We start from the raw sequence: 12325 nt of genomic DNA, 5'->3' as shown, positions 1-12325 counted from the left end.
CTGTGCTTTTTCTTTTTTGTGAAATATAAAAATCAAGCAAGATTTGATATACTTTCACCATGTTCAGCCCGAATAAGAGATATTTTATGACAACACCTGTAGTTGCCCTTGTAGGACGCCCCAATGTCGGCAAATCCACATTATTTAACCGTTTAACTCGCACCCGTGATGCCTTAGTTGCAGATTTTCCTGGTCTTACTCGCGACCGTAAATATGGTCAAGCCAATATTTCTGGCTATGATTTTATTGTGATCGATACAGGCGGTATTGACGGCACTGAAGAAGGCGTAGAAGAAAAAATGGCGGAACAATCGCTACTCGCCATTGAAGAAGCCGATGTTGTGCTTTTTCTCGTTGATGCCCGTGCAGGCTTAACCCCTGCTGATATTGGCATTGCGAATTATCTGCGCCAACGCCAAGGCAAAATGACCGTGGTGGTTGCCAACAAAACCGATGGCATTGATGCAGACAGCCATTGTGCTGAATTTTATCAATTAGGTTTGGGCGATATTGCGCAAATTGCCGCTGCTCAAGGGCGCGGCGTCACCCAATTAATGGAAGAAGTATTAGCCCCTTTCGCTGAGCATATGAATGATGAAAGTGCGGTCGAAAATGGCGAAAATTCTGAACAAGATGAATGGGATACGGATTTCGACTTTTCAGATGAAAATGATACTTCACTCTTAGATGACGCGTTGGAAGAAACCTGCGAAGAGCCTGAAGATAAAAATATCAAAATTGCGATTGTAGGTCGTCCAAATGTGGGTAAATCAACCTTAACAAACCGAATTTTGGGCGAAGATCGCGTGGTGGTGTATGATATGCCGGGCACAACGCGTGATAGTATTTATATTCCAATGGAACGTGATGGGCAGCACTATACGCTTATTGACACCGCAGGGGTGCGTAAACGCGGTAAAGTGCATTTAACCGTAGAAAAATTCTCGGTGATTAAAACCTTGCAAGCCATTCAAGATGCCAACGTTGTGTTATTAACCATTGATGCTCGTGAAGGTATTTCCGATCAAGATTTATCCTTGCTTGGTTTTATTCTGAATGCAGGGCGTTCTCTGGTTATTGTGGTGAATAAATGGGATGGTTTAAATCAAGAAATTAAGGATCGAGTGAAATCTGAACTTGACCGCCGTCTTGATTTTATTGACTTTGCGCGCATTCATTTTATTTCCGCATTGCACGGTAGCGGTGTTGGCAATTTATTTGAAAGCGTTCAAGAAGCCTATGCTTGTGCAACGCAAAAAATGACCACATCTATGCTGACGCGCATTTTACAAATGGCTACGGACGAGCATCAGCCGCCAATGATGAGCTGTCGCCGTATCAAATTAAAATATGCGCACCCAGGCGGTTATAATCCACCGATTATTGTGGTGCATGGTAATCAGATCGAACGTTTGCCAGATAGTTATAAACGCTATCTGTCCAATTATTATCGCCGCAGCCTAAAAATCATTGGCTCGCCGATTCGTTTGCTGTTCCAAGAAGGGAATAATCCATTTGCGGGAAAACGCAATAAACTCACCCCAAATCAGCTACGCAAACGTAAACGTTTAATGAAATTCATTAAAAAATCAAAACGTTAAACAAAAAAGTGCGGTCAATTTCCGCACTTTTTTATTACGAGTTTTAGTTGGCAATACCTTTATGACGCAATAGCGCATCTAAGGTTGGTTTGCGTCCACGGAAGCGTTCAAATAGCACCATTGGCTCTTCTGAACCACCACGGGTTAAGATTTCATCTAAATAAGATTGACCCGTTGCAGCATTAAAAATGCCCTCTTCTTCAAAACGTGAAAAGGCATCTGCCGATAAAACTTCAGCCCATAAATAGCTGTAATAACCTGCGGCATAACCGCCAGCAAAAATATGGCTAAAGCTGTGCGGTGTTCTCGCCCACTCCACGCCCTTGATCACGGCGACCTGTTTTTTAACTGCCGCTAGTGTCTCTAAAATTTGATTTGCTTTGCCCGGTTGATACTGATGATGCAAGCGGAAATCAAATAAACCAAACTCAAGTTGACGCAACACAAACATCGCTGCTTGGAAATTTTTTGCTTTGATTAACTGAGAAAGTTTATCTTTTGGCAATGGCTCGCCCGTTTCAAAATGCCCAGAAATAAATACCAACGCCTCTTCTTGCCAGCACCAGTTTTCCATAAACTGACTCGGCAATTCCACGGCATCCCAAGGCACACCATTAATGCCCGACACATCGCCTACATCAATTTTGGTCAACATATGATGAATACCATGCCCAAATTCATGGAATAAGGTTGTCACTTCATCATGGGTGAACAATGCAGGCTTATCCCCAACAGGCGCGTTGAAGTTGCAAGTTAAATAGGCAACAGGCTTTTGAATTGTGCCGTCAGCTTTGCGTTTGCGTCCAACACAATCATCCATCCATGCGCCGCCACGTTTATGTTCACGGGCATATAAATCTAAATAGAAACTCCCACGCACTTCGTCTGTTTCGTCAATTAAATCGAAGAAACGCACGTCTTTGTGGTAGGTATCTACATCAAAACGCTCTACCGCACGAATGTTAAAAATGCGTTTTACTAATTCAAATAAGCCCGAAAGCACACGATTTTCAGGGAAATACGGGCGCAATTCTTCATCATTAATCGCATATAACGCTTGTTTTTGTTTTTCGCTGTAAAATGTGATGTCCCAAGGCTCAAGTGCGGTCAGATTGAACTGAGTTTTACAAAAGGCTTGCAACTCGGCTAATTCTCTTTCGCCTTGTGCTTTTGAACGCGCGGCAAGATTTTCTAAGAAATCCAAAACTTGCTGTGGATTTTCTGCCATTTTAGTTGCCAATGAACGTTCGGTATAACGTTCAAAACCAAGCAATTTGGCTAATTCCACACGCAAGGTCAGAATTTCGTCCATAATGGCTGAGTTATCCCATTTTCCTGCGTTAGGGCCTTGTTCTGATGCTCGTGTAACAAAGGCGCGATACATTTCTTCACGCAATTCGCGGTTCTCGCAATAAGTCATCACAGGCAAATAGCTTGGGAATTCCAATGTAAAACGGAAACCTTGCTCACCTTTTGCTGCTGCCGATTGTTTTGCCGCTTGCAATGCGCTATCTGGTAAACCTGCTAACTGGCTTTCATCGCTGATAATTTTTTCCCAGCCCATTGTCGCATCGAGCACATTGTTGCTAAATTGCGAATTAAGCTCCGACAAGCGAGCAACAATCTCACCATAGCGTTTTTGTTGTTCCACTGGCAAAGAAATCCCCGACAATTCAAAATCTCGTAGGCTATTTTCAATGGTTTTTTTCTGCGCCACGCTATAATTCGCATATTCATCGCTATTTTTTAATGCCACATAAGCATTGTATAGCCCTTTATGCTGCCCCACCCAAGTGCCATATTCTGATAATAATGGCAAACAAGCTTGATAGGCTTCACGCAGCTCAGGGCTGTTTTTCACTGCATTCAAATGCCCCACAGGCGACCACGCTTTGCTTAAGAGATCATTGACTTCTGAAAGCGGTTCGCAAAAATTATCCCAAGTAAAGTGCGGTTGATTTAACACATGTTCTGTTGTTTCACGACATTCTTGAATAAGTTGCTCAATGGCTGGCTGAATATGCGCTGGTTGAATTTTTGAGAATTGCGGTAAGACAGCATTCTCTAACAATGGATTACTCATAAATGTTCCTTTATCGTTAATAATTTTTATCAAGTGGTGTGCGATTCTAGCAAAATCAAGGTCTAAAGGGAAAATATTGAACATTTAGAAATGCTCATTCATAATACAGACAACTTTCTTGTTTAGGATAAATATGAAAATACCCCAAATTTTGACCGCACTTTGGCTGCTTTGCGCTTTATTATTCAGTGTGGCGGTGCAAGCTGAAATCAAAAAAGAATCGCCCGATATTGTTATTAAGCTACGAAAAACAGGCGAAACCACAACGCTGAGTCAATTAGATAGCAAACAGTTGAGCGCTAACAAACATATTGGAGAAAAAGAATATCAACAAATTTTCCAAGCGGAGAAAAAGCGCAGAATAGCTTTATCAAAGCAGCAACAGCAAGCCTTAGCCGCAGAACGCCAAAAAGAATTAGATCATGAAAAAGCCTTGGAAGAACAAGATAAAATTTATGCGGCAAAATTAGAAAAAGAAATGGCAGAAACTCAAGTGCTCACCGCCCTAGATTTATTTAATCACACCATGCCAATCACCTTTCGCAGCGCGAGCTTTGGCGTTTCTAAACAACAAGAACGAACCTTTATTTTAAAATATTTTGTGGATAACAAAGGCGGTAAACCGTTACAACTGGCGAAATGGACTGCGGTGTTGAAAAATGCGGATAATGTAATATTCACTTACGACGTCAGTGCGCCCTTTGAAAAAGAGTTTATGCCTGAAACTCGTAAAGAAGTGATTGTTACCCTAAAACTCAAAGAATTACCTGATGAAGTGCAAAAGCTATTATCCGACCCTAATGCAAAAATCAGCGTCGTCAATATCGCCCGAGAATTAGTGTTTAACGATGACACTAAAATTCAAGTGAATTAATCATAAGCATTAATTATTCACCTTCATTCATCACAAGTGCAGTTGAATTTTGACAAAATTGACCGCACTTTGAGTTTAGACCTTTCTAAAATGAGAATAACTATGTCAAATTACATTATTGAACTGAACGAACAAAACCTCACGGAAACGCTCCAACAGTCTCAGCAAACTCCGTTAGTGTTGGTATTTTATGCGCCGAGTCATGAATCATCGGTCAATTTCACTGCACTTCTTAAGCGTTATGCTGAGCAATACCAAGGGCAATTTATTCTTGGTAAAGTCAACTGCGAAACAGAGCAAAGCATTGCGATGCAATTCCGCATTCAAGCCTTGCCGACCACCTATTTATTTAAAGAAGCACAGGCGTTAGACGCTTTCCAAAACGAATTACCAGAAGAGCAACTGAAACAACGTTTAAGTTTAATCTTGCCGAAAGAAGAAGAGATCAAATTCAATCTTGCGTTGGAGTTTTTGCAAGCGGAAGATTATGCGCAAGCCTTGCCTTTGCTAAAAGAAGCGTGGAAATTATCCGATCACAAAAATAGTGATATTGCATTGCTTTATGCTGAAACCTATATTGCGATGAAAAAAACTGAACCTGCGACAGAAATCTTAAACAAAATTCCATTGCAAGATAGAGATAGCCGTTGGCAAGGCTTGCAGGCGCAAATTGAATTGCTTATCAAAGCGGCAGACACGCCTGAAATTCAGCAATTACAAGCTGATTATGCCCAAAATCCAACACCAGAAATTGCGCTAAAACTCGCGTTGCAATTACACCAAGCCAGCCGCGATGAAGAAGCCTTAGAGTTACTTTTCGCAATTTTACGCCAAGATCTTGCAGCACAAAATGGCGATGTGAAACAACAATTTTTAGCCATTTTATCTGCGCTCGGCACCGAGCCGTTAGCCAATAAGTATCGCCGATTGTTATATTCGCTACTCTATTAATCAAAACTCACTTATAATTATCCGCACTTTATGCTTAACAAGGATTCAATATGTCAGACATTAAACATAGCAAATTACTGATTTTAGGTTCAGGCCCTGCAGGCTATACCGCTGCCATTTATGCCGCGCGCGCAAATTTAAAACCCGTGTTAGTAACAGGTTTGCAACAAGGCGGGCAGCTGACCACAACCACAGAAATTGAAAACTGGCCAGGGGATTTTGCTGATACAACAGGCCCTGAATTAATGCAACGCATGTTGCAACATGCAGAAAAATTTGAAACCGAAATCGTCTTTGATCATATTCATCGTGTGGATTTATCTTCACGCCCATTCAAACTTTATGGCGATGTACAAACTTTTTCATGCGATGCATTAATTATCGCCACAGGCGCATCGGCTCGTTATATTGGCTTGCCTTCTGAAGAAGCCTACAAAGGGCGAGGCGTTTCAGCTTGTGCGACCTGCGATGGTTTTTTCTATCGAAACAAACCTGTTGCGGTGATTGGTGGCGGAAATACGGCAGTGGAAGAAGCGCTTTATCTTGCCAATATCGCCAGTGAAGTACATTTAATCCACCGCCGTGACAGCTTCCGCGCGGAAAAAATCTTATTGGGTCGTTTAGATAAAAAAATCGAAGAAGGCAAAATTATTCTCCATACTGACCGCACTTTAGATGAAGTGCTGGGCGACAATATGGGTGTGACAGGTTTGCGTTTAAAAAGTACAAAATCAGAAACCACCGAAGAACTAAAAATCGATGGTTTATTCGTAGCGATTGGTCACGCGCCGAATACGGAAATTTTCCAAGATCAACTTGAATTAAACAATGGCTATATTGTTGTGAAATCGGGTCTTGATGGAAATGCTACGGCAACTTCGGTTGAAGGCGTGTTTGCCGCAGGTGACGTGATGGATCATAATTATCGCCAAGCCATTACATCAGCAGGCACAGGCTGTATGGCAGCATTAGACGCAGAACGCTTTTTAGATGCTCAACAATAACCCGTCTTAAAATGAATAAAAACGCACAAAAAGGTGCGTTTTTTTATGGATGAAAGCCAACTATTTAATGCAGATGTTGTTAATTTCTTGTAAAATTCCCCATCGTTTATCAGCATAAAACTTAATTGCACCTCAATTTTCGTCAAACTCACTATTTAGTTTTGATGGGCTTAAATCAGTAATTTTTAGAATAGATTTTCCATGGAAAAACAACGCCAAAAACACCTTTTCAAATGGCTTCGCGCGCAGCAATCTCTCATCAAGCCACAACTAAATTTAAACATTGCGCTTGCCACACTTTCTTCGCTCATTCTCGTTGGGCAAACTTGGTTATTGGCAACCTTGTTGCATAATCTCATTATCGAAGGCTCAGATCGCAGTGCTATGCTGCCCGAGTTTATTCTGCTTGTTGCGGGATTTACCGCGCGCGCGTTAATTCTTTATTTCCGTGAAAAAATCGGTTTTCAAGCAGGGCGCATTATACGCAACCATATCCGCCAGCAAATTTTAAATAAAATTCACGCGGTCGGCCCTGCAACGCTTAATCGCACGCCAGCAGGCAGCTGGGCAACATTGATGTTAGAACAAGTGGAAAATTTACATAATTTTTATGCGCGTTTTTTACCACAACAAATGTTATCTGCGATTGTACCAATGGTGATTCTCATCGCGATTTTTCCATTAAACTGGGCGGCAGGTTTAATTATGCTCGTCACCGCGCCACTTGTGCCGATTTTTATGATTTTAGCGGGCATTGCGGCGGCAGATAAAAGCCAACAAAATATGGATGCACTGGCAAAACTCAGCGGGCAGTTTCTCGATCGCCTTAAAGGGCTTGAAACCTTGCGATTATTTAACCGCACTTCAGAGCAAACCGCACATATTGAGCAATCCACCGAAGATTTCCGCCAAACCACGATGGACGTTTTAAAAGTGGCATTTTTATCTTCTGCGGTGCTGGAATTTTTCACTTCTATTTCTATCGCGATTATGGCGGTTTATTTTGGCTTTAGCTATTTAGGGCAAATTGAATTTGGGCAGCTTGGCGCGGGGATGACGTTATTTGTCGGCTTTTTCTGCTTAATTTTAGCACCCGAATTTTATCAACCGCTGCGTGATCTTGGCACCTATTATCACGACCGTGCAGCAGCCATTGGCGCAGCAGATGCTATCGAAACCTTTCTTCATACGGATTATCAAATTGCTCAATCGCAGACCATAGCACAAACTACGGCGCAAACCACCGCACAAATTCCTGTGCAAAGTGCGGTCGAAATTCAAGCAGAAAATTTAATTGTGCTTTCCCCTGAAGGAAACCCTTTAACCCAACAACTGTCATTCACCCTTTCGGCACAGACTCATACTGCATTGGTTGGGCAAAGTGGCGCAGGGAAAACTTCTATTATGAATGCGATTTTAGGTTTTTTGCCTTATCAAGGAAACCTAAAAATCAACGGCGTAGAACTCAAACATACGGATTTAAGCCAATGGCGTAAACATATTGCTTGGGTTGGGCAAAATCCATTGTTACTGCAAGGCACGATTAAAGAAAACTTGTTATTAGGCGACATTCACGCCACTGATGAGCAAATTCAGCAAGCATTAACCCAAGCCAATGCCAAAGAATTTACCGACAAATTAGGTTTAGAAGCCGAGATCAAAGACGGCGGAATTGGGGTTTCTGTTGGACAAGCTCAACGCCTAGCCATTACGCGCGCCTTGTTGCGAAAAGGGGCGTTATTGCTGTTAGATGAGCCCACCGCAAGCCTTGATGCCAGATCGGAAAACCAAGTGTTACAGGCGCTAAATCAGATTAGCCAACAACAAACGACCTTGATGATTACGCACCGCATTGAAGATCTCAAGCAATGCGATCAAATTTTGGTGATGCAAGCAGGGCAAATTGTGCAACAAGGGCATTTTGAGCAATTAAAGCAGACGGGCTATTTCGCCGAACTACTCGTTCAACGCCAACAAGATATTCATTAATCTCATCGCCACTCAAAAAGTGCGGTCAAAAATATAAGAATTTTAAGGAAAACCATGCGTTCACTACTCCCTTATCTTCAACAGTTTAAATATGCAAAAACGTCACTGATAATTGGTGTGATTTTGATGATTACTGGGCTTGCCGCCAGTATTGGCTTAATGACGGTGTCGGGTTGGTTTTTATCGGCAACGGCTATTGCAGGCGCGGGGACATTGTTTAACTTTTTCTACCCCTCAGCCAGCGTGCGTGGTTTAGCCATTGGTCGCACCGCCGCGCGTTATGCAGAAAAAATCGTCACCCACGATGCCACTTTCCGTATTCTCGCCAAACTGCGTGTCACGGTTTTTAGCAAAATCATTCCCCTGTCGCCTGCGGTGCTAAACCGTTATCGCAACAGCGATTTGCTCAATCGTTTGGTAGCAGATGTCGATACCCTTGATAGCCTGTATTTGCGCCTTGTCGCCCCATTTATGAGCGCGGTGATTGTGATTGCGCTGATGACATTGGCATTAAGCTTTTTTCATCTGCCCCTTGCTCTATTTATCGGGTTCACGTTACTGATTTTATTATTAATTATCCCCACTATTTTTTATCGCTTAGGCACAAAATTCGGTCAACCGTTGACCCAATCTCGCCAGCAATATCGCAGCCAATTTGTTGAATTTATTCAAGCGCAAGCCGAATTATTGCTATTTAATGCCGAAGACAAACTCAAAACGCAACTCAATGACACTGAAACCCAATGGCAAAATTATCAGCAACGGGAAAGTAATTTAAGCGGGCTTTCCACGGCGCTGGTGCTTTTTGCTAATGGTTTATTGTTAGCGCTCACCCTTTGGTTCGCGGCTGCGGCAGACTTTGGTTCTGACACCTACAAAGCGGCGTTTATCGGGCTGTTTACCTTTGCTGCTTTAGCCGCTTTTGAAATTTTGATGCCGATTGGCGCGGCTTTCTTGCACATTGGGCAGGTCATCGCCTCTGCACAAAATGTCACAGAAATTATGGAACAACACCCCTTAGTGCAATTCAATGACACAGAAAGTGCGGTCGATTTTTCAAAAATTTTATTCGACATTCAAAACCTTAGCTTTCACTACCCTGAACGCCAAGATATGGCATTGAACCAGCTAAATGTGCAAATTCCTGCGCAATCTAAAGTGGCTATTTTAGGGAAAACTGGCAGTGGAAAATCAACCTTATTACAGTTGTTAGTGCGTAATTACAACCCTACGCAAGGCACTATTCAATTGGGCAACAAACCAATTTCAGCCTATACAGAAACCGCATTGCGTGAGCATATTGGCTTTTTAACTCAGCGTGTTCACGTGTTTAGTGACAGCTTGCGCCAGAATTTACAAATTGCCAACAAGACCACATTATCTGATGAGCGAATGATCAATGTGTTAAATGCAGTGGGTTTAAACAAATTGCTCGCCGATGAGAAAGGTTTAGATCAATGGCTAGGAGATGGCGGACGCCCACTTTCTGGTGGAGAACAACGCCGTTTAGGATTAGCCCGCATTTTGCTGAACGATGCCCCAATTTTATTGCTCGATGAGCCAACCGAAGGTTTAGATCGCGAAACAGAACGCCAAGTATTACAATTAATTTTACAGCACGCTGAAAATAAAACGCTGATTATGGTAACGCACCGCTTAACAGCGATTGAACAATTCGATCAAATACTCGTTGTCGACCACGCAGAATTAGTTGAACAAGGCGAATTTACTCAATTAATACAAAAAGAAACGGGATATTTCAAAGAATTATACGGAAGAATTTAAGCAAAGAAAGGATTAAGTTGGGTGGGCACCTCCCCAGCTGATTCTCGGCACACGGAAATTCTGACTTTGGCTGCTTTCTTCCGAACCTGACCGAGTAAACCAGACACCATTGCGAGAGACCGAGAAGGCGCCCATTGGGCTCGTAATTTACGAGTGCGCGTATTATGCAATAAGCCCCCCACGATTGCAAATAATTTTAGGAGATAAAATGTCTGCCGTATTAAAAAGCTTAATCGACTTACTTCGATTGGAAAAATTAGATCAAAATTTATACCGCGGCAGCTGTCAAGATCTCGGTTTGCGCCAAGTCTTCGGCGGACAAGTTGTCGCACAAGCCTTATCTGCAGCAATGCAAACCGCCCCTAGTGATCGCATTTTGCATTCTTGCCACGCTTATTTTCTTGCTGCGGGTGATAGCCAACATCCGATTCTTTACGATGTAGAAACGCTCAGAACTGGGCGAAATTTCACCGCACTTCGCGTCAAAGCTATTCAACATAACGAGCCAATTTGTCATATCACTGCGTCATTGCAAGCAGAAGAAACGGGCTTTGACCACCAAAGCATTATGCCAAACGTTGGCTCGCCTGATGATTTTATATCCGAACTGGATGTTGCCCGCCAAATCGCCCCAATGCTACCAGAAAGTATTCGCGATAAACTAACGGCAGAACGTCCTTTTGATATTCGCACGAAATACATTAACAACCCATTCCAAGGGCAAAAATTACCGCCAGAGCAATTTGCTTGGGTAAAAGCGAACGGCAGCGTGCCACAAGAACGCCAACTCCAACAATGTTTGCTTGCCTATTTTTCCGATTTTCATCCACTGCTAACCACATTGCATCCCCATGAAAAAGGCTTTTTACAAGCAGGCATGAAAGTCGCCACAATCGATCACAGCATTTGGTTTCATCGCTCATTTGATCTAAATGACTGGCTACTCTACGCCATTGAAAGCAACAACGCCTTTGCCGCGCGAGGATTAGCCCGCGGACAAATATTCGATCGCTCAGGCAGATTAATCGCCACCACTCAACAAGAGGGATTAATCCGCTTCACGTCATCGTTGTAATTATTAGTACAAAAAATCGTCACTTGAAAATTTGGATGCTAAGAATAAAATGCCTAATCAAAGAAATTTAATTCTGACATCATTTTAATTAGGCGCAAGAAATAATTATGAACACATCTAACTCCGAACTCTATTTACGTTACTTTGGTCAGCATAAAAATAGCTACACAAGTTCCATACCCTATGGCAATAATGCACAAGCAGGGCAATACAAAAATGTAGGCGATGCAAAAATTTATTATGAAATTTATGGCTCAGGGGCGCCTGTAGTGGTGCTGCACGGTGGACTCGTTGGCTCTATTGCGGAAATGGGAGAGTTTATTGACAACTTGTCGCCAAATTATCAAGTTATCGCAATTTCTACTCGTGGACATGGAAAATCAGAAATCGGTTCAAAAACACCGAGTTATAAACAAAAATCAGAAGACGTTAATAGCGTATTAGAGCAAATAAAAGAACCCGTTATTATTTTAGGTTTTAGTGACGGGGCTTATACGGCTTACCAATTTGCCCTAGATTATCCTAATAAAATCAAAAAAATCATCGCGATAGGCGCAAGCACCTGTGAAAAAGGATTTCATCAATTTGACAATTCATTTGATGAATTTAGCAAACTAGACTCACATTATTGGCAACAACAAATAGCGATTAGACCAGAGCCTGAGCGCATTCAAGAATGGTATCAGCAAGCCACCCATTACTTTAACCAATTAGAAATTAAAGAAGATTATTTAAAAAATATAAAAGCGCCGACATTAATCCTTGCAGGAGAAAAAGATCAAAATGCGCCATTAGATACCATAATATCAGCTTATAAAGCGATACCTAATGCTCAACTAGCCATCGTGGCTAATGCACCACATCCAGTATTTCAAATAAACTTCCCTGCTGTGTGGTCAAATATAAAGAATTTCTTAGAAGAATAAAAAAGACAATCTTAAAGTTTTACTATCTCTTTATTCT

General features: G+C 42.1%; 9 protein-coding genes and 1 other RNA gene. 8 read left to right on the top strand and 2 right to left on the bottom strand.

Annotation, left to right across the window (positions count from 1 at the left end):
• Positions 1 to 86: 86 nt before the first annotated feature.
• A complete protein-coding gene (der, locus tag C8D76_RS01190; protein ID WP_116631007.1) occupies positions 87 to 1601 on the top strand; it encodes a ribosome biogenesis GTPase Der in 1515 nt (504 codons plus the stop codon).
• Positions 1602 to 1644: 43 nt separating this feature from the next.
• Here the strand turns inward: der and prlC are convergent, their stop codons facing one another.
• Positions 1645 to 3684 carry an oligopeptidase A gene (gene prlC, locus C8D76_RS01185; RefSeq protein ID WP_116631006.1) on the bottom strand — a complete coding sequence of 680 codons (2040 nt, stop codon included), beginning with the start codon at positions 3682 to 3684 and terminating at the stop codon, positions 1645 to 1647.
• 133 nt (positions 3685 to 3817) lie between these two features.
• Between prlC and C8D76_RS01180 the strand changes: the two genes are divergently transcribed.
• The 5 genes from C8D76_RS01180 to cydC all read left to right on the top strand — a co-directional run bounded on the left by C8D76_RS01180 (position 3818) and on the right by cydC (position 10287).
• Entirely contained in the window at positions 3818 to 4558 is a 741-nt protein-coding gene (locus tag C8D76_RS01180) for a hypothetical protein (RefSeq protein ID WP_116631005.1), read from the top strand.
• A gap of 102 nt (positions 4559 to 4660) precedes the next feature.
• Positions 4661 to 5509 (top strand): co-chaperone YbbN, encoded by an 849-nt coding sequence (locus tag C8D76_RS01175; RefSeq protein WP_116631004.1) that lies wholly within the window; start codon positions 4661 to 4663, stop codon positions 5507 to 5509.
• A 50-nt stretch (positions 5510 to 5559) separates the two neighbouring features.
• A complete protein-coding gene (trxB, locus tag C8D76_RS01170; RefSeq protein WP_116631003.1) occupies positions 5560 to 6513 on the top strand; it encodes a thioredoxin-disulfide reductase in 954 nt (317 codons plus the stop codon).
• A 201-nt stretch (positions 6514 to 6714) separates the two neighbouring features.
• Entirely contained in the window at positions 6715 to 8502 is a 1788-nt protein-coding gene (gene cydD / locus C8D76_RS01165; RefSeq protein ID WP_116631002.1) for a heme ABC transporter permease/ATP-binding protein CydD, read from the top strand.
• Between the two features lie 54 nt (positions 8503 to 8556).
• On the top strand, positions 8557 to 10287 hold the full coding sequence (gene cydC, locus C8D76_RS01160; RefSeq protein ID WP_116631001.1) for a heme ABC transporter ATP-binding protein/permease CydC: 1731 nt from the start codon (positions 8557 to 8559) through the stop codon (positions 10285 to 10287).
• 27 nt (positions 10288 to 10314) lie between these two features.
• Here cydC and ffs read toward each other — a convergent pair.
• Positions 10315 to 10413: signal recognition particle sRNA small type (gene ffs / locus C8D76_RS01155), an RNA gene on the bottom strand.
• Positions 10414 to 10495: 82 nt separating this feature from the next.
• On the opposite strand from ffs, the gene tesB reads away from it, so the two are divergent.
• Both tesB and C8D76_RS01145 read left to right on the top strand, forming a co-directional pair.
• Complete coding sequence (tesB, locus tag C8D76_RS01150; protein WP_116631000.1) at positions 10496 to 11362, top strand: acyl-CoA thioesterase II; 867 nt, start codon at positions 10496 to 10498, stop codon at positions 11360 to 11362.
• A gap of 107 nt (positions 11363 to 11469) precedes the next feature.
• On the top strand, positions 11470 to 12288 hold the full coding sequence (locus tag C8D76_RS01145) for an alpha/beta fold hydrolase (protein WP_116630999.1): 819 nt from the start codon (positions 11470 to 11472) through the stop codon (positions 12286 to 12288).
• The last annotated feature ends 37 nt before the right edge of the window (positions 12289 to 12325 follow it).

Source organism: Alitibacter langaaensis DSM 22999 (genome assembly GCF_003096995.1).
Lineage (GTDB): Bacteria > Pseudomonadota > Gammaproteobacteria > Enterobacterales > Pasteurellaceae > Exercitatus > Exercitatus langaaensis.
The sequence above is the reverse complement of the archived record's forward strand: the minus strand, read 5'-3'. Positions and strand labels throughout refer to the sequence as shown.

What these genes read in the sequence shown, in the direction of transcription:
- der (WP_116631007.1), top strand. Translation starts at nt 87, where the DNA reads ATGACAACACCTGTAGTTGCCCTTGTAGGACGCCCCAATGTCGGCAAA.
- prlC (WP_116631006.1), bottom strand. Translation starts at nt 3,684, where the DNA reads ATGAGTAATCCATTGTTAGAGAATGCTGTCTTACCGCAATTCTCAAAA.
- C8D76_RS01180 (WP_116631005.1), top strand. Translation starts at nt 3,818, where the DNA reads ATGAAAATACCCCAAATTTTGACCGCACTTTGGCTGCTTTGCGCTTTA.
- C8D76_RS01175 (WP_116631004.1), top strand. Translation starts at nt 4,661, where the DNA reads ATGTCAAATTACATTATTGAACTGAACGAACAAAACCTCACGGAAACG.
- trxB (WP_116631003.1), top strand. Translation starts at nt 5,560, where the DNA reads ATGTCAGACATTAAACATAGCAAATTACTGATTTTAGGTTCAGGCCCT.
- cydD (WP_116631002.1), top strand. Translation starts at nt 6,715, where the DNA reads ATGGAAAAACAACGCCAAAAACACCTTTTCAAATGGCTTCGCGCGCAG.
- cydC (WP_116631001.1), top strand. Translation starts at nt 8,557, where the DNA reads ATGCGTTCACTACTCCCTTATCTTCAACAGTTTAAATATGCAAAAACG.
- tesB (WP_116631000.1), top strand. Translation starts at nt 10,496, where the DNA reads ATGTCTGCCGTATTAAAAAGCTTAATCGACTTACTTCGATTGGAAAAA.
- C8D76_RS01145 (WP_116630999.1), top strand. Translation starts at nt 11,470, where the DNA reads ATGAACACATCTAACTCCGAACTCTATTTACGTTACTTTGGTCAGCAT.